24 protein-coding genes and 1 tRNA gene are annotated in these 17206 nt (G+C 33.8%); 15 read left to right on the top strand and 10 right to left on the bottom strand.

Annotation, left to right across the window (positions count from 1 at the left end; all coding sequences use genetic code 4):
• Nucleotides 1-11 precede the first annotated feature (11 nt).
• The 6 genes from atpE (WEN_RS01200) (at nt 12) to WEN_RS01175 (ending at nt 2133) form a co-directional block, all read left to right on the top strand.
• Nucleotides 12-299 carry an ATP synthase F0 subunit C gene (atpE, locus tag WEN_RS01200; RefSeq protein ID WP_014849741.1) on the top strand — a complete coding sequence of 96 codons (288 nt, stop codon included), beginning with the start codon at nt 12-14 and terminating at the stop codon, nt 297-299.
• A gap of 161 nt (nt 300-460) precedes the next feature.
• The gene (atpE, locus tag WEN_RS01195; RefSeq protein WP_014849740.1) at nt 461-682 is read left to right on the top strand and encodes an ATP synthase F0 subunit C; all 222 of its coding nucleotides are present in this window, start codon (nt 461-463) and stop codon (nt 680-682) included.
• Between the two features lie 40 nt (nt 683-722).
• Complete coding sequence (atpE, locus tag WEN_RS01190) at nt 723-1022, top strand: ATP synthase F0 subunit C (RefSeq protein ID WP_014849739.1); 300 nt, start codon at nt 723-725, stop codon at nt 1020-1022.
• Nucleotides 1023-1026: 4 nt separating this feature from the next.
• On the top strand, nt 1027-1617 hold the full coding sequence (locus tag WEN_RS01185) for a hypothetical protein (RefSeq protein WP_014849738.1): 591 nt from the start codon (nt 1027-1029) through the stop codon (nt 1615-1617).
• Between the two features lie 13 nt (nt 1618-1630).
• Nucleotides 1631-1774 (top strand): hypothetical protein, encoded by a 144-nt coding sequence (locus WEN_RS03730; protein ID WP_158308817.1) that lies wholly within the window; start codon nt 1631-1633, stop codon nt 1772-1774.
• A 98-nt stretch (nt 1775-1872) separates the two neighbouring features.
• Entirely contained in the window at nt 1873-2133 is a 261-nt protein-coding gene (locus WEN_RS01175) for a hypothetical protein (RefSeq protein WP_014849736.1), read from the top strand.
• A gap of 394 nt (nt 2134-2527) precedes the next feature.
• Here the strand turns inward: WEN_RS01175 and WEN_RS03845 are convergent, their stop codons facing one another.
• The 3 genes from WEN_RS03845 to WEN_RS01170 all read right to left on the bottom strand — a co-directional run bounded on the left by WEN_RS03845 (nt 2528) and on the right by WEN_RS01170 (nt 4098).
• The gene (locus tag WEN_RS03845) at nt 2528-2677 is read right to left on the bottom strand and encodes a hypothetical protein (protein ID WP_238530705.1); all 150 of its coding nucleotides are present in this window, start codon (nt 2675-2677) and stop codon (nt 2528-2530) included.
• A 143-nt stretch (nt 2678-2820) separates the two neighbouring features.
• Nucleotides 2821-2988, bottom strand: coding sequence for a hypothetical protein (locus WEN_RS03840; RefSeq protein ID WP_238530704.1), 168 nt, complete (start codon nt 2986-2988; stop codon nt 2821-2823).
• Nucleotides 2989-3303: 315 nt separating this feature from the next.
• Complete coding sequence (locus WEN_RS01170) at nt 3304-4098, bottom strand: hypothetical protein (protein ID WP_014849734.1); 795 nt, start codon at nt 4096-4098, stop codon at nt 3304-3306.
• A 48-nt stretch (nt 4099-4146) separates the two neighbouring features.
• Between WEN_RS01170 and WEN_RS03725 the strand changes: the two genes are divergently transcribed.
• From WEN_RS03725 to WEN_RS01160, 3 genes are all read left to right on the top strand, one after another.
• Entirely contained in the window at nt 4147-4296 is a 150-nt protein-coding gene (locus tag WEN_RS03725) for a hypothetical protein (protein ID WP_158308816.1), read from the top strand.
• 142 nt (nt 4297-4438) lie between these two features.
• The gene (locus tag WEN_RS01165) at nt 4439-4930 is read left to right on the top strand and encodes a hypothetical protein (protein ID WP_014849733.1); all 492 of its coding nucleotides are present in this window, start codon (nt 4439-4441) and stop codon (nt 4928-4930) included.
• A gap of 634 nt (nt 4931-5564) precedes the next feature.
• On the top strand, nt 5565-6254 hold the full coding sequence (locus WEN_RS01160) for a hypothetical protein (protein ID WP_014849732.1): 690 nt from the start codon (nt 5565-5567) through the stop codon (nt 6252-6254).
• 103 nt (nt 6255-6357) lie between these two features.
• Here WEN_RS01160 and WEN_RS01155 read toward each other — a convergent pair whose 3' ends face one another.
• The 3 genes from WEN_RS01155 to WEN_RS01145 form a co-directional block, all read right to left on the bottom strand.
• Nucleotides 6358-7038, bottom strand: a complete 681-nt coding sequence (locus WEN_RS01155; protein ID WP_014849731.1) for a hypothetical protein — start codon at nt 7036-7038, stop codon at nt 6358-6360.
• Between the two features lie 153 nt (nt 7039-7191).
• On the bottom strand, nt 7192-8094 hold the full coding sequence (locus WEN_RS01150; RefSeq protein WP_043911284.1) for a hypothetical protein: 903 nt from the start codon (nt 8092-8094) through the stop codon (nt 7192-7194).
• Between the two features lie 30 nt (nt 8095-8124).
• Nucleotides 8125-9762, bottom strand: a complete 1638-nt coding sequence (locus WEN_RS01145; RefSeq protein ID WP_014849729.1) for an MIP family Ig-specific serine endopeptidase — start codon at nt 9760-9762, stop codon at nt 8125-8127.
• Between the two features lie 100 nt (nt 9763-9862).
• Here WEN_RS01145 and WEN_RS01140 point away from each other — a divergent pair, with 100 nt between their 5' ends.
• Together WEN_RS01140 and WEN_RS01135 are read left to right on the top strand one after the other, a co-directional pair.
• Nucleotides 9863-11158, top strand: coding sequence for a hypothetical protein (locus WEN_RS01140; protein ID WP_014849728.1), 1296 nt, complete (start codon nt 9863-9865; stop codon nt 11156-11158).
• 24 nt (nt 11159-11182) lie between these two features.
• Entirely contained in the window at nt 11183-12793 is a 1611-nt protein-coding gene (locus tag WEN_RS01135) for a hypothetical protein (protein WP_014849727.1), read from the top strand.
• Here the strand turns inward: WEN_RS01135 and WEN_RS01130 are convergent.
• The 3 genes from WEN_RS01130 to WEN_RS01120 form a co-directional block, all read right to left on the bottom strand.
• On the bottom strand, nt 12790-13047 hold the full coding sequence (locus tag WEN_RS01130; RefSeq protein ID WP_014849726.1) for a hypothetical protein: 258 nt from the start codon (nt 13045-13047) through the stop codon (nt 12790-12792). The genes WEN_RS01135 and WEN_RS01130 overlap by 4 nt on opposite strands.
• On the bottom strand, nt 13048-13410 hold the full coding sequence (locus tag WEN_RS01125) for a hypothetical protein (protein ID WP_014849725.1): 363 nt from the start codon (nt 13408-13410) through the stop codon (nt 13048-13050).
• A gap of 66 nt (nt 13411-13476) precedes the next feature.
• Entirely contained in the window at nt 13477-14433 is a 957-nt protein-coding gene (locus WEN_RS01120; RefSeq protein ID WP_014849724.1) for a DUF6856 family protein, read from the bottom strand.
• A 60-nt stretch (nt 14434-14493) separates the two neighbouring features.
• On the opposite strand from WEN_RS01120, the gene WEN_RS01115 reads away from it, so the two are divergent.
• Nucleotides 14494-14979, top strand: coding sequence for an inorganic diphosphatase (locus tag WEN_RS01115; RefSeq protein ID WP_014849723.1), 486 nt, complete (start codon nt 14494-14496; stop codon nt 14977-14979).
• Nucleotides 14980-14983: 4 nt separating this feature from the next.
• Here the strand turns inward: WEN_RS01115 and WEN_RS01110 are convergent.
• Nucleotides 14984-15060, bottom strand: a tRNA-Arg gene (locus WEN_RS01110).
• On the opposite strand from WEN_RS01110, the gene WEN_RS01105 reads away from it, so the two are divergent.
• From WEN_RS01105 to WEN_RS01095, 3 genes are all read left to right on the top strand, one after another.
• A complete protein-coding gene (locus WEN_RS01105; RefSeq protein WP_238530703.1) occupies nt 15057-15821 on the top strand; it encodes a hypothetical protein in 765 nt (254 codons plus the stop codon). The genes WEN_RS01110 and WEN_RS01105 overlap by 4 nt on opposite strands.
• Nucleotides 15821-16156 (top strand): thioredoxin family protein, encoded by a 336-nt coding sequence (locus WEN_RS01100; protein WP_014849721.1) that lies wholly within the window; start codon nt 15821-15823, stop codon nt 16154-16156. Before WEN_RS01105 ends, WEN_RS01100 begins: the two co-directional genes overlap by 1 nt.
• 132 nt (nt 16157-16288) lie before the next feature.
• The gene (locus tag WEN_RS01095) at nt 16289-17185 is read left to right on the top strand and encodes a glutamyl-tRNA amidotransferase (protein WP_238530702.1); all 897 of its coding nucleotides are present in this window, start codon (nt 16289-16291) and stop codon (nt 17183-17185) included.
• Nucleotides 17186-17206: the final 21 nt, after the last annotated feature.

Here is a 17206-nt window from a genome sequence, read left to right as displayed (position 1 = left end):
TAGATATTTAGATGTATTCCTTACCTGTTTTTCAAAGGTTACTTGTAGTATTGAATGAACAACTATATAAAGGAATTGGTGCTGGTATCGCTATACTTGCGGGGCTTGGGGCCGCTATTGCACAAGGTTATATTGGTGGCAAAGCAGTTGAGTCCTTAGCGAGAAATCCTGAAGTTGAAGCTTTGATATTCAAGCAATTTATAGTAGGAGCTGCTGTATGTGAATCAGTAGCTATCTATGGATTAATTGTTGCAATTTTGATAATGTTCGCCTTGCAAGTGCCATCAGATCAAAACTAATAAATAAAATCAGATTTAATTTCAAGAGCCCTTTAAAGGCTTTATTGGCCACACAATAAGCCCACTAAATAACTAATTAATGGGTATTAAAGAATTATTAAGTGAATTAACTCTAGCTGGGGGGGGGCAATCTCTTTTTTTTAAAAAATGGTGAGGAAGTGATGGGGAGAGGTATCGGGGCTGGAGTGGCTATTCTGGCGGGCTTAGGGGCGGCATTGGCTCAAGGATTTATTGGTGGAAAGGCAGTAGAGTCTTTGGCAAGAAACCCAGAAGTTGAAGCTTTGATATTCAAGCAATTCATAGTCGGAGCCGCTGTATGTGAGTCTGTAGCTATCTATGGATTAATAGTTGCTATCTTAATAATGTTTGCTCAACTCAAATAGTTATTTTTAAATTAAAGGTTTTTAGATTATTTATTAATTAATGGGTCTGAAAGATTTATTAAATGAGTTACTTGGGGGGGGATATTCTTTTTATTTACTTCAAGGACAGGAGAAATATATTGGTAAAGGAATTGGTGCGGGAGTTGCAATATTAGCCGGTTTAGGGGCGGCTTTAGCTCAGGGATATATCGGGGGTAAAGCAGTTGAGTCCTTGGCAAGAAATCCTGAGGTTGAAGCTCTAATTTTTAAGCAATTCATAGTTGGAGCTGCTGTATGTGAGTCAGTTGCTATCTATGGATTAATTGTTGCGATATTGATAATGTTTGCTGTTAATGGTTAATTAGTTGCTTGTTGATCCAAAGCTTATTTTTGGGACAGTTGCGGCGGTTGGGATCACTGTGCCTTGGTATTTTATTTTGAAAAAGCAATGTTCTCTAGAACGGACCTCATATTTCTTTAAAGCTTCTATTGATGCGAACGAATCCATATTAGAGTGCTCAGGTAATGGGAAAAGTTATTCAGTATTTTTAGTTAATAAGGATAGTTCTTTAGGCCGTCCAGAAAATAACTCTTTTTCTTTTAAAGTTGTGGACAACAATGAAAACAAAGTAAAGTGAGGTCCTGATGTTAACTCCAATGACAAATGGGAAGATTGGGGTGTACAGATAGTTAAAAAGAGTGGGGAAGTTGGAAATGATAAAGTGGGCATGAAAGTTCCAAAAATAGGAAAATCGTTTGCCAACTGATCGAGGGCGGAAATTCCTTGTCAAAAAAGTTTGTTGAAATTAAAGAAGAGTGATTGTGCCGGTAGTTTTTTTACAGCAAATAAAACTCAATTTACTGTTTCTCCTGATTTAAAAGTTATAAGTATTCAAAATGAAAAATTTGATTGAGAAGAAAGATTTAAGCCCAAACAAATTTTTTGTTCTAGATAAGAAAGGGAATTTAATGGCTTTTGATGAAAAAACTTATACAGTTGTTAAATTATCAAGTTACAAAAAAATTAGTAGTAAAGTGATAAATCTTGAAGAGTTAAAGCAATCAGAGGTTCTAAGAACCATCACTATTCCTTTGGTAGTTCCTTCAGAGTAAGAAATAATTGATGATATTAATTTAGATTTATATAACTCACCTTTAAATGCCTGCTATAGCAAGCCTGTAATTAATGAAAAAGATGGTAAGAAACAAAGTTGACGGGATGTAAAGTTGACAGTTGAGGGGGAGGAAAACTTAACCAAAAGAAAAAATTGTTCTGTTTAATAACAGACAATGGACGCTTTGGAAAAGCTTGCTTTTCGGGAAGAGGAAAGAAGATTAAGTGACTAAATACTTTTAAAGATGAAGACATGATAGATGGCTGAATCAAAAACAGATTAATAGGATGTGATTTGATTGAAGAGTTCTGATATTCATATGAGGATACAGAGAAATTTGGAGTAGTTACTAAATAGGTTTGGGAAGATTATGGTTGTGACAAGATATATCTAAAGAAAACTACTAAGACACATAAAGATTAAAAGGGGATTGAAAGGGATGTTTGGTTAATTTCTTTTCCTCTTTCACTCACTAATTCTTAGTGAATTTCTTTTTATTGAAGGGTTAATAGTTAAAAAGTTGTTGCCCCCTTAAATCATCAAGTTTATTTTTCGAAATAATAGAAAAGTGTCGAAGGGAAGTTTAGATTAAAAAAAGAAATTAACAACTACTAAATTAACTCTTTAAGAAACTAATTAAAGATTGCAAAATTGTAGAAAAAGGTCTTACTGCTATTTTTATCTACTAATTCACATCTAAGATCATCTCCCTCTAACATCTTGGTTTCGATTCGACACTTTTCAGAAAGATTTACATTATTGAAATAAGTTCATCCTCCTTTTCTCGGCCTTTTGCAATGCTTATATAGATTCTGTTATTACTATCTTTCAAGCCAAAAATTACTTGTCCATCATTTCTATATTCAGCAGTAGTAATTTCTTTAAGAGATTCTCTTCCCATCTCTTTTACAGAATCCCTCGCGCCTAGGTAGTAAAAACTAGTTTTTTCATTTTTATCTTTCTTATTTTTCTTGCAAGCATATAGAGCATGGAAGTCATCCTTTGAACCTGCAGGATTTTGAACTAATTGACAATTCTTATAATCTAATTCCTTAATACTTCTGAAAAATTACTGTTTTCTTGATACTTAGCTCGCCCTCTTCTTCCAGTTTCTACAAATGAACCAACAAGTCTATTAATGGTTCCAACAATAGCTTGTGCAGATTCTCTTGCGTGTTTTTGCAGATCTTTAGAAGAACAAGATTGTGACATATCGCGACAGGAAGAACAACTCCACCCCCTATAGTTACAACTCCTAATAGCGTTTTAACAATAAACAACATATCTCTTTTTTAAATTGTTGATAAAAATTCTAGATTTTTATCCACAATAAAGAATTATTTGAGAAGTAAAGAGTTTCAATTAGCTTCAAATTTCAGCTTAAAAGGTAGTTTGATTCCTTCTGTGGTTACAAACTCACCATTCTTTATTTGTGTCTTAGAGGGGTCTCAAATGTAATAGTCTCTACTAGAAGAAAGGGGAATATCTACTACCTTTAAACAACCTTTTTGTGACGGACTAGATTTTTTACAACTCGCAACTTTCGTTTCTGATCCAAGAATAGTCCCATGTGTTTCATACTTTCTTTTTCACATTCCATTTAGACCTGTCTTGCTGAAGATTAGATCGTGCACTACAAAAAAAACCTTTAGCTTTTGTGTCGTTCCCTAAAGAAGTTCATATGCGTTGTTTGGTCGCTGGCCCTGTTTCTTTCTTTTCTCCATATAAAAATCCTGTTCTGGATCATCTTGCAGTTCCGGAATCGCCACTAGAATTCTTTTTTTGCAAGCGAGATCCCCAAACAATTCCCAATGTTCCTTTTTCTCGAGATAGACCAATAATTGATACTTCTCTCGCCCCATCTTTACTTTTCAATCCTGTTTTTATAAATGTGGGAGGCGTGTTTTCCCCCTCTCTACTATATTCTTTGAAAAGCGCTTGGTCACAGTGACCATTTTGAATGGTCCTGCTTTCGTCATTCTTGATTTTGCAATGTTTATCTATTCCTCCATGTTTATTTTGAATTAAGCTAACTAAACCTGTTACTTCAACTTCTTTAGTGTTTCTATTACTTCCTATAAGTAGAAACTTTTTTGGAGTTAATCCTTTTTGTTCTTTATTGGTGGAATCTCCAATAATTGTCTTATTGCCTACTTTTTCTACTAAAAATAGTTGACCCTCTGCTTCTTGTTGTTGTCTGTTCTCTAAACCTCTTCTTAACCTCTTTAGAGCCTTATCTTCTTTGAAAAAGTCTGTTCCATTAACTCTTGCAATATAACCAAAAGAGTATTCTGTTTTCTCTTCAAAGCCCCCCCCAGCCACGAAGAATTAAAGAAGGGGGTAACAAGGCCAGTCTTTCAGTCAGTGTTTGTGACTGTTGAAGCTACTTGAAATACTCTTTCTGAATCTTTATTAAATCCAAAGAATGAAAAAATGCCTAATAAACTGCCGGTGGCAACTAATCCTTTACTTATGGTGATTGGACTTTTAAGCAATCTAGTTAAAACAGCTAAATATTAAATTCTGGAAATTTTAAAGTTATGTCTTTCTTCTCTTAGGTATTCAGGGATTGAAAAAGTCTACTCTTTTGCAAAATAAAGTACCTAATAATTAATGTTTAAGTTGGATTTATATAAAGAAAAAACATTAAATTAATACATCCATGTTATCTTTTTTGGTTAAAGTCGGTGGTGCAATATTAGCAACAGGTGCAACTATTTCTATTCCTTTAGTAATTATTTATGGAAAAGAAAATTCTAATTTTGAGACAAAAAGATTTAAAGAAGGTCAAAAATGTTTTGAAATGGGAATAGAAAAGAATATAGAGGAATCAAAGCTTGTTATATGTGCAGATGCTAAATACTATCTCTATGGTCAAGATAAGGAATTTAAAGAAATTAAAAGTATTAAAAGAACAGACGCAGACAAGCAAATAACAGTTACTTTAGGAGAGATAAAAAACTCTAAAACCTTAACCCTGTCTGACAGTCAATGGAATAGTCTTTCAAGTGGTTTAAATCTGCAAAGAAGTTGTAATTTAACGGGAATAGATGGCGAGCAACCTTTCTTATCCTGTTCTCTTTCTTCTCGAAGAAAATGAGAAGCAACTATTAAATTAACTTCTTTAAATTACCTATCAGGTATCTCTTCTTAAATCCCGATATGTTATTTCCATTATTTAAGACATTGACAATTGGAATCTTTTCTATTGCAACAATTGCGACTGCTTTCGTTTTAGTAATTTCTCGATCTCCGCGATAACAAGATAGCAAATTAAATAATCAAACAAGTTCTAATGTTTCTATTGGGGGTTCTAGAGTAACTACATCTTCAACACAGTTACAAAGAGATAGTCAATTTGATAGTTGTTTGGATCAAAACTTAAAAGTGAAAATACAAAATAGTCGGTAAGAGGGAAGAATTATTTTGCTAACTGAAAAAGGAAGTTCAAAATATCCTAGCTCAGAATGAACTGTAAAAGAAGCAATCTATACTTCTGGTCAGTGCAATAGAGCTGTTTAACTGCATTAGGAGGGTAAATAATATTTCCGAATACCTAATAAAATCTCTGTTACATTTCCAGCAGAATAAAAAGTTGTTGCGAGATGCGCAAGACATTACTCTTGAAAGTAAAAATTTCTCACTATCTTAAGGTAGTAAGTTTGATTGAAAAAAGAATTTAAACAAAGTCCTGTGTTCTGTACCAATTAACCAAAACCGGTGACTTAGAGGGCTAAATTAAAAGAAAACAATTAAATTAAATAAATAGTTTTTTCAAAAAATAAACTATGCGGGGAGGGGCTGTAGCTAAGTTAGCTACATTTACCGGTTCTGCTGTATTAGTCGGCGGTCCAGTTGCAGGTACACTTTATTTCTTACTTCCCTCTACTTCCGTTTCTGGCAGTGGAAGGGCAAATAATCCTAGATTTGTAATGGCGAGAGTTAAAGAAACTGATCCAGAATTAAGTTTTGCTTATGATAGTTTCTTCAAAGGGGGCGGGGCAGCAGTTGGCAAGCCAGTTCCCTTTAAAGATGCAAATATTAGTTTTGATGGTTACAAGCTAAAAGAAGGAGATATATTATGTAGTCCGCAACAAAACGGAAAGTTCTACATGTTAGAGGAAGTAACTGGTAGAGGAAAAGCTGTTTCCACTTACAAAATTAAGGGGTATGATCACTCAGGAACGATTACAAGATGTAATTTACATGATTTTCCGGCTCACATCAGAAAAGATGAAAGTAAAACCATTGAATTAAAGGGGCTTAGAAACTACCAAGCTAGAAATTCATATTCAGCTGGAATAGATACCATCTACGTCTCTAGTTGTTCTTTTGAGTTAAAGAAAAAAGATAATCAATTTAGTTCAGACGCAAATTGAGGTATTGCTTGAAATCATTGCAAACAAAATGAGTATGGAAAAAATCCTTGAGATTTTGTCCCAACGACGCAATTAGGAGTAAATTATGAAATTAAATAGTTTTTTTAAATAACGGAAAGGATTTTTAATTTAGTTACATTACTAGTAGTTCAGATTAGTAATAACTAAAGAAAAAATGGCGGGTTAGTTAAGAAGTTTTTTCTTACTCAGGAGTAGAGCTAACACTTATACATATAGAAGTTTCTCCGGGCTTTCGACTGGTGTTTGTTTCTGAACATGGTTCTTGTCCCCCTCTTCGCTCTTCTCTTCCTTTAAATTTCTTGATTGCTCGTGCAGGCATGAATAATAATTCCGCAAAAATTTCTCCGAAATGTGAAGAGAAAGATTTAAGAGTTTCTCTTTTAGTTACAAAATCAAAGAAAGCTAATACATATTTTCAGGATGAGAAAAGTTTTGTTCTCGTCTCTCCGTTTGTCAATATGTATACCCAATCAGAAATTATTCAAGGCGACCTAGACATCACTCCTTTAAAAAACTTATAGTTTCAGAACTGCTTTAAAACTCCTCAAACTGAGTCTCTTTTGTCTTTTTCCTTAACTCATGTATAGGCTGTTTTTGCGAAAGGAGTTATATATTCACTTCAGACTTCTTGACTTTGCTTGCTCACTCATTGGGCTGGAGAAATTTTTCCTCCTGTTCCCTGTTCCTGAGCAGACACACTTTGCCCTCTTGCCCCAAATCTACTAAAGAGACTTGCTAGTGTTGAAGAAAAGCCGCTACTTACTGAAGTGTGAATTAATCCTGAAAAAGTAGATAGTCCCAATAAACCTATACAACCAAGTGCAATTCTGTTTTTGAGAAGAGGACTTTCTAGTATTCTCATTACTAATTAATCCAAATAAAACCTTTTTAATTTTCTTTTTTATTCTCTTTCTGTTGGTACTTGTCTGTGTCTTATATCACTGAAAAAGAATAAGTTAGATGTTTCTCGTACTAATGCCCCCCCCCCAACACAAAGAATTCATAAGTTTATTTTTTAACTTCAAAAAAGATTACCAAAAAGAGAGAATAGAGTTCTAGATTCTTTAAAGTTCTTTCCAGTTTTTATTTTGGCTGCAACTTCCAGCATTCATCCAGATATTCATCAATCATCTAAAGTATCCTTCAAATCTAAATATTCTCTCAAAGTGTCCTTTTCTAAGGTGTAGACTGTTTCTTCAGGTTTTGTACTGCTTGTACTACCGCTTGATGTTGAGTTCTGGCTTGCATTCTTGATTGCACTTGTTTGACTGGCGATCCTATCAGATAACTTTTTAAATTTCTTTGTGACCTTCTCTGGTTCATTTAGTCAATTGAAAAGAAGATAGTTAAATACATCTTGACCTGCTTTAAATTTTCCTTTCCACTCTGGATCGCTTGTGCCTAACAAAAACTTCCCAACCTTAAGTGTGTTTTGTAACGACTCTGTCTTAAACAAATCTATAAATGTTTGTCTGCTTTGTCCTCCAGACAAAAAGAAAGAAAGTGTGTTGTAAATCTTGGTGTGAAATTTCTCAAAGAACAATGTATACATTTCCCTCTTAACCAGAGAGCTAAAGAAAGTCTTTAGACCAGTTCACCAGTTTGTATAAGTTTGGGGAATTTGTGTAAAAGCCTGTGCGGCTGGCTTAATAGCTCAATCAAAGACACTCTGTCCTGCCTGTGAAACTCATCCTCAAGCCGCGACAAGCCCATTTGTTTGCCCCGAAGAAGAACTTGAAGATCCACTTCCACCGCCCCCCCCAGAAAAAATTTCTTGAAATTTAGTACCTATTGAGTTAAACCAACTTCCTTTGTTATCTCCTACAGCTACTCCAGCGACTGAAGCTGAACCTAATAACAACAAACAACCATAAGCTACTTTGGTTTTATGAATCGAGCCCCCTGTTAAAGAAAACAATGCTTGTAGTTGGTTGTTTGCTTAGATTAACTAACTTTTAAGATTTCAAGACTTACTTTTTAGGTAGGTATTCAAGTTAGGATTGTGTCTTAATAGTTGAGACTTGTAAGAGATTGCTTGATTTTCAGTTCCAGTTAGTAAGTCAAATCCTGGAAGAATAATCTTTCCTTTTTCATCAACCACTCAACTAGCTCTTAAAGGTTCAACAAACCCAAAGTTGAAGGATTCATTGTACATTCTGTAAAGACCCAACAGCTCTCCATGTTGATTTAGTACCATAGAACCTGAAGCTCCTCTGCCTAAGAAGGTGTTGTCTATTAGGTAGTTGTATCCCCAACCATTCAATTGCTTACCATTTCACATAATCTTTGAGTCATTAGTGATACTGTCTACCTTGTTTATATCTGCGTGTCCAGGTATTACTTGACCTCTACTGTTTAGTAAGTTGTATGTGATTAAGTCATCATTTCCTCTAACTTTCTTAAAGTAAGTCAACTTACTATTAGTTAGTTCAGTATCGTAGTTAGGGTAATAGTAGTCATAATGACTTCATCTATTTTGTTGTATAAGCTTCAGCTTCGCATTGATATTGAATGACAAGTTATCTGAAACTGAACCTGGATAACCACCAATATAGTATCTATCTTCTGAGTTTGCTAACTCATGTGCATCATAGGTACTCATTAACTCAGGAGCAAAGAAATCAACTGCTGGTCTTTGTCTTTCTACCTTTGTCTTGTAATACTTGTCATATGTTCCATTAGTCATAATTCTTGCTTGATCTTCATTAGCGAAATCTACCTCCATAACACCAAAGTCCTTGAAGTAACTCTCTTTACTATTTTTGTGACCAGAAACTGTATATCTTGGTCCTAGGAAATCTATAGCTGCATAGACTAACTTCGGATTGGAGATAGTTGTGGTGTATATAGTTTGTCTTTCAGAAAGATTTCAGTAACTATAAGAGTTTCTGAAACTATTAACTCTTGTTGTGTCTTGAGGATAGATATTTCTGTCATATTCATCCTTTTCGGTGTATAGTTGCAGTTCTGACTTGTTATTAAGAATTGCATCTTCACAACTATTTAGATATCTACCATAGCTTGCAAGTCTAAGGTTACTTAGATATTCACTAGCTATAGGTAGGCTTACGTTATAAGGATTGCTCTTGAATCTAAACATATTAATTACGTGTAGATTAGTTGCAATAAATCACTTAGTTGGATATTTGCCATCTTTTGGCATTTCAAAGTCTAGTAATCAGCCAGTTCCAGCAGAACAAGGCATTCCTAGCTTCAAAGTATGATCCTTTATTACCTTGTATACAGAGGCTCTATCTCCAAATCCGTTGTAGTAAAGAGTATTTAACTTATCTCTAACTTTTGCATTAGCTTTAAAGCCTACGTGATAGCTATTTCTATAGCTATTAGCTATGTCCTTTCTAGTTAGATACTCATCTGATTTAGAGATAGCTGATCAAGAGTTGTAAACCTTATTCTTTTTTAGAAAGTCTTTATTAGGCAAAAACATCTTGTCAGCAAAGTAAAAGAAACCATCATCTACATAATTACCTGCTAACTTTCAATAGATTTGATGACCTCCTAATCCAACCCCTAATACTAAAAGTACTTTTAGTCCATTAAGTACTGAGGAAGTAAGAAAAGCCACAGCTTAAAAAGAACTAAAGATTAAATAATAACTGAAATCTTATTTTAATTATCTTATGGTGCCAATAAATAAGGTAATAGTAATTAATAATAACTAGTTTATGTCCTTTTCTTGACCAAGATTATTTGGTTTTTCTCTACCTATTCTTGCACTAGGCTCTCCAATTGCAATCACAATACCTAAGCAACTGTTTTCTGAGACTCCCTCAATATATCACTACTTCTTTAGAGTACCTTTTGCTAATGGAGATAATCACAAGCAAGATCAAAAACTCTCTGAAGATAGTAATAGACTAGCTGGTTACTACAAGAAATACCTAAATCACCAAACTCACATAAACAAACTCTCTGATTTTGGTACTTCTTCAATGGAGGGTAGTAGTCAACCTAATCTCTTCATTCAAGTACAGAGAAAAGAAAACATCAAGAATAGAGAGTGAGAGTGACTACAAACAGTTAAGTTCAATCAACTAACTGTTGATAGATGAATTGAAAAAAATCCTAATGATACAGAGATAATAAGTGATTCAGATCTATTTAAAGAATTAATAAAGGTAGAACATTTATTGCAAGAAAATGCAAAGCTAACTAGAAATGCTCTAAACCAAGATGCTATTGATATCTATTTCAAGACTGCTTATATAGATAAAGATGAAATAAGAAAGTTAGTCTATGTACCTACAAGTAAAACCAGTCAAAAGAGCTGGTTCGTCTGATTAGATAAAGAATTACTTAGACTAAAGCTAAACTTTGGATTTCATATTTGATTCTTTAACCAACCAGAGCTAACTAAATATGGTTTTGTAAAGAGTTACTTTAATACAAGAGAAAAGAGTCAACGCAAAGAACAATTAACTGCTCTCTATGAATCTCTATCACAAGATGAAAAAGACTTCTTTGAGCTTTATTTCCAAACCTGAGTAAATAAAGGAACTAATAAAGACTATGAGAGAGCAACATTGAAACCAATGGAGCTTGAATCTAAAGATCTAAATATTGCTTATCACTGACTATCAGATAAATCCAAGAGTCTAGGTCTATTTAAAGGTCACTTAGTTCAAGTGTTAAAGGGGGGAGACAAAGAAGCCTTCGAGTCTTTCTTTCCTAACCACATTAACTATGCAGGAGGTCCAGATGCTCTTTATGAACTAAAGGGAAATAATGAATATCAATCAAATGTCAAACTAACCATTACTCCTAATAAACAAATAGATAAAGACTGGAATGTACCAATCATGCTGGACTGAATTAAACATTACAGTGTAAAAAATTTCACTCTAAGAACACAAGATGACCTAAAAGATCAATGACCAGCTCTATTATTAGATTCCAAAGATTCTTCTAATAGTTTCCCTGTAATAAGAAGTAACTATCTATCTCAACCCATTTCTACTTAATGCTTTAGGTAGAAAAACTCCAAGATGGATAGTTATCTATCCCTTGTAGCCTTTTTCTTTTTTCTATTTGCGGTAGTTACTTATAAGTACAGACTTCCGGGACTTTTCTCTTGTCTCTTTCTAACTATAGGTTGTGGTTCTATATATAGTATCTTCTTACTTTCTGGCCTAACAAGAGATAAGTCAACTTTATTCGCCCTCTTAGCTCTTTTATTCTTTTCAATCTCTAACTCTCTACATTTCTTTAGCTGAATTAAGAGATATCTAAGAACCAATAACTATACAGTGAGAATGGCTATCTATCTAGCTAATAAGAAACACAATGTCTATCTTTATGAGCTAGCTCTTATGCTCTTAATTCCTTCTTCTTTATTTATCTTCTTACTACCTCCATCACTAAAAGAGATGGGAATAGTACTAGCTCTAGGAGCTTTATTTATATTTGCCGTTTGATTCCTATTCTCTAATTTCTATCTCCCTAGACTAGGTTATCTAGGAGAAAAGAAACAATCCTATTTATTTTCTGACTATGTAGCTGAGGCAGATAAAGAAAGAGCTACACTAACCTATTCAAACCTAATAAGAGAGTTAAGATCCGCGGGAAAACAGTCTACTCTCAAAGACGAAATAAAGAAGAGAAAAGCAAGTATAGCCCCATTAGACTTCGCTCCTCTTGTCTTTCTTCTAGGAACTATTGGTTTCATACTTTGACTCTCTAAGTGTGGTCTTAACTACCCTAGTTTTTTTAAAAACAATAAGTTACTTTCTTTTGATAAAGGAGTTCAAGAAAAAATAAAAAGCTCTATGGATGGCCTGAAAGAACAAATTAAAGAACTAAAAAATAATGTTTCTGAAACTGTCAAAGGTAAGTTAGCCTCTTCTTCTAGTTGATTTCACTACTTAATACCAGAAAGTGTGGATATCTCAAAGATACTTGCAGCCTTTAAAGGTGAAAATGGAAAAACAACTTTAGGAGACAAAACAAATTGACATATTCAGGAGACAGAGGCCTTTTCGGTCATGCCTTCCCTAGAAAAGACTATTAGCTTAATATTCTTTTCTTTAATTCCTTTAACTATTTACAACCTATTTAGATTTGGAACTTCTAGTGCTATCTCTTTGACTCTCTCGACTGTATTATTCCTAGGGTCTGGTTATTTATCTCTTTTATCTGGTTATTTCTTAAAAGTACCAGAGTTATTCCCTCAATTAATTCTCGCCACTTTCTTTGTTCTTTTGGGCTTTTGAACTATGACAATACTAAATGCCAAAGAAGAGTCAAAGTACTCTCAATCAGAAGAAAAAGATAGAAGATTAGTATTCCAATATCAAGCTAGAGGTATTAAAGCAGAATTAAAGAGAGAGATAGGATTCTACTCTTTGGCTTTCTCGGGAGTTGCTATTTTCGCTCTTGCCGCTCCAGAATATGACTTAGTGTATGCTTTTGTTTTCTTTCTCTTCTTAGTACTTTGTATCTCTCTATTCTTTGTTCCTATGACAACCTGTTTGTGATCTAACTTAAGACTACTAAAGGATAGATACTACTATCACCTAGTTGGTTTCTTTGTAAGAGAGAAGAATAGATTGCAAGAATATGGAACAGAAGAAGAGAATGTAATGGGAATTAATTACTAATGGGAGCTATAGTTTCGAAATTCTTGTAATTTAAATCATTCTTCATGAGCGGCTGGAGAGTCTGAGGAATAAGGTAAGGCGGGAGCAATTTTAGGAGGTTCTGGAGTATTTGCACTTGCTCCTCCTCAATATCTCTGCAGTATGTCCAGTATTAAGTTCAATATACTGGTGACAGTTAAAACTCCTGTGGAAAGGCTCATGGCTGTAATTCCTCCTTGAGTTTCTTGTTTTTCGAGAGTGGTTAGCTTTTTCATCTAAACCAATCAAGGTAATCCAAAGTTAATTGAATTTCTTGATGGATAAGGGGTTAGTTTCAAAGAAGGTCTATAGGCCTCTGAGGCATAAGCAAAGAAATCTCTTTTATTGCTTTGATAGTTATTGGAACCATAAGAGGAATATCCACCTCTATAAGGGAAAGAAAAATTATTGGTTGGTCTCTTAGTAGAAAGAGAGATTATTCCCTCAATAATCATTCAGATGCTTGGAATAGATGAAAGAGCTACAAGTGACAAGTTAGAAGTATTTCACTTAAATTTGTTGCTGGTTGTTTTTGAAACTCCTTTTTTAGCGAAACCAGCTAGTATTTCTTGCTTTTCTGCTAGAGATAACTTTTCCATTCTCGAGAATTGACTAACTGGTTCACTATATTTATTAGTCGATTTTCTAAAAAAGGATGAAAAAGACTATAAATATCACATATATTTCCCTTCATAGATGTACTTTAGATGCTTGAATAGATCGTATCTAAAGACAGCAGCTGCACTGGAATTTTCTGCTTCAGCGTGTTGTAGTGTTTTTATTTGTTCCCCTGACTTCTTCTTTTCTTCTTCTATCTCTTCTATCTTGTCTGAACCATATACAAAAGGAGTCCCATCTTTGTAAATGATGATGGTAGGAATTCCTGAGATCTTACTTCCAAAGTAATAGGTTAGGAGAGAATGTAACTTTCTGAAAGATACAGCAGACTTATCATTTCTCATATTGTCTCCTTTTATTCTTCCTTGATTAGTTAAGGTATTTGGTCACTTGTTTCAGGGAATGGTATATAGTTCATCATTATTTCTAATTCCCATTTCTGGTACCTCATCGCTGAAAAAGATGAATTCTATTTTTTTTAGTCCATCAGGATTGTTTTTATTTTCGTGTTTAGCTAGTGAGTAAGTCTCGAAGAAGATTCCATTCTTATAAATATTCTTTAAATCAGCTCCTAATCAGGTCTTTGGAGATTCATTTTCGCTGTAAAGCATATTGTTACAGTTTGGACAGGCCTCGGATCCAAAATAAAGTACATAATTTCCATGATTGTATTTTTTAGTTCCTCTAATTAGTTCTGAATTGGAGGCTTCCTTTACTTCTGGAAATTTCTCAAACTTGGATTGATCACAGGTGTAAGTTCCATTACTGCTATTATTTTCATCATTACAAGTTCGACTGTTACCTGAACTAGCTTGCTGTAAAGCCTGTTGATCTACAACTGCATACTTTGCTGGCTCAGGATTAAATTTTCTAAATAAATATTCTTCATATCTATCTCCAGTAACTAATACTGGTACAGCAATAGTTCCTCCACCTAATGCACTACCACCTACAATAGTTAAGAGTTTTGCTTTTTTAAAAAGAATGGAAAGAAGTCAATGCATAATAAATAAAATTAAGGACTTTTTTATTTTTTAATACTTTTTAAAATCAGTTAGAAAAATATGAGTAACAACATAGTTGAATGTTTCATTGAAATTTCTAAACATTCAAATATCAAATATGAACTAACTGAGAATAAGTTAAAGCTAGATAGAGTATTATTTGGCTCTTTGGTATATCCGCATAACTATGGATTTATAGTTAATACTCTTTCAGAAGATAATGACCCTTTAGATGTTCTTTTGATCTCTAACTTTTCTTTAACTCCAGGTACTTATGCAGAAGGAAGAGTGTTAGGAGCTCTAGAGATGGTAGATGCTGGAGAAGAAGATTTAAAGATAATAGCAGTTATGGATAAAGATCCTAGACTAGCTCATATCAACTCTTTATCTGAGTTACCTAACTTCTGATTCGAAGAATTAAAGAACTTCTTTGAAGAGTACAAGAAACTAGAAAAGAAAGAAGTGAAGATAGGTAATCTAGTTCCTTTGAGTGAAGCTCTTGAATTTATTAATAAGGCGAGAGATAAATACAACTCTAAACTTTAAATACTGGCACACCCAATAGGACTTGAACCCATACTCTCTTGATCCGAAGTCAAGTGCTTTATCCAATTAAGCTATAGGTGCAGAGCTTAATGACTTCTTCAAAGAAAACCTTATTTCCTGATCCCTTCTCCTTTGTTCAGGAGGATCTGGATGAATTCTTTGGAAAAATCAATAATGAATTTAACCTCTCTCTCAAGACAGCCTTGAGAGAATTTACAGAATATCATACCCACAAATGCAATTACACTGGATTTATCTCTGATCCAAAAGATCTAACTATCTATTATCAATTCAACTTTGATCCAAATAAAAATCTAGCTACCTTAGAGAAGTGTTTCTTTGTCTCTCCTGAAGCAAGACACATACTAACACATAACTATCTATTGGAGTTAGATTCTTATACCAAATCCAACATAAAAAAATATGTAAATAAGGTGAAATCAGCTAATGTAGGTAGAGAGTTATTTGGCTATGAAGATAAGTTCAAGGGATTAACCTTCTTTGCTGATTTCAATAGACTAGAAAAACATCAAGCAAAAAAGATGTTACTTGACTACTCTTACTTAAGAGATAAGAATCAACAATTATTAATTCTTAGAAATCTAAATAACAACTATGACTATGATGTCCTAAAAGAAGTGGTAGTTAAGTTTGATCTTTCTTTCCTTAAAGAGTGTTCATTCTTTGAGAATGAAAGATATGCTAGCTTTAAGCAAATACTTCCTCCTAACTTAATTATTGAGTTACCAATAGCTCTAGATTATGAGTTGAATCTTATACCAGAGAAGTTAAAGAAAGAACAACTAATAGACTTAAATTCTCTTAAGATGGATATTTCTTAATGCCAGAGGTAAAGAGTCTAACTAGTCAAGAGGAACTACAAGAGCTTTTACAAGGCTCTCACGATCTCTTGTTAGACTTCTATGCTGACTTCTGTCCCCCTTGCAGACAACTAATGCCTATATTGTTTAGTCTTTCTCTGCAAGAGAAATATCAAGATATTAAGTTCATTAAGATTGATGTTTCTAGTTTTCCCAAACTAGCCAGAAAGTATGAAGTCTCTTCCATTCCTACCCTGATACTTATCTCTAAAGATAGTGTTAAGCCTATTGAGAAGCGTGTGGGGTTCATGAATATAGATGAACTGAGTTCTTTACTAGATAGTTACTTTTTTTAGCTAAATATGGCCAATGGCCATATAAATAGCGAAAAGATTCTGCTTTATGCGGGGATTACTCTAGCTGCTTTTCTAGTTCTACTCTTTGTAAAAAAGATCTTCTTTAGGTTTTGGCTACAACAGAACTTCTTGATGTTTCCAAGCCTAAACATAAACACTATCTCAAGCATTGCAATGATTATTGCAACAAATACTGCAATAATCTTCACTATTACCTTTTTGACCCATAACTTACTAGGAATAGTCTTTCAGATCTATCCAGGTAGTAGGTTATTAATTGAAACTATTCTGATCAAGATAGGGGGCGGTTTATATGGTCCTGTTATTGGTATTTTGATTGGACTATTAACAGACCTATTAACTGTGGTCTTAACCTCTTCAGTCTTTAACTATGGTTACTTGTTGGCTGCTGTATTTAATGGATTCTTAGGTGGCTTTATATATATGTTTGGAGAGAGCGTTTCTAAGAAGAGATGAAAGAATGGACAAAATGCTATTTGCGTAGTTGCTTTAACTGCGCTTACAGCAACTGCTTATTACTTTTTCCATAAGGCTACATTCATTGATGGAAGTTCTGTTTCCTTAAATATCTTCTCCAAATCTCTTGAGTTCCCTAAATTATTTTTCACTGGCTTTTTGGGTGTTATAGGAGGTCTTTTATTGTTGGGTATGATAGCTTGTCTTTGTCTTTCTTCTGATAAGTTATTTCCTTCTTTATCAGAAAAGGCTGAGAAGTGAGGTGTTATTTTGAGACTAACAATACTAAACTTTCTAGCCTATGTATTAGTAGATATAATTACACTTCCTTTATTTGATATAAAGATCTCTACCTTGCCTTTTGAACAATTCTTTATTATGAGAAATTTCTTCCTAATACCTTCTGTGGTGTTTTCTTCCTTGATTATTTGAAAAATATTTAAGTTAAATAAAAAGCTGCAGTTTACAACCATTAAAGATAAGTTGCCCCTACCAAAGAAGAAAAAGGCCCCTAAATTCTGTGCTAAATTGCATCCAAATTTAATTTTTTAATCCAAATTGGCTTAATTTGCT

This window comes from Mycoplasma wenyonii str. Massachusetts (genome assembly GCF_000277795.1).
Classification (GTDB): Bacteria; Bacillota_I; Bacilli_A; order Mycoplasmatales; family Mycoplasmoidaceae; genus Eperythrozoon_A; species Eperythrozoon_A wenyonii.
This window is presented reverse-complemented; position numbering and strand designations above follow the sequence as displayed.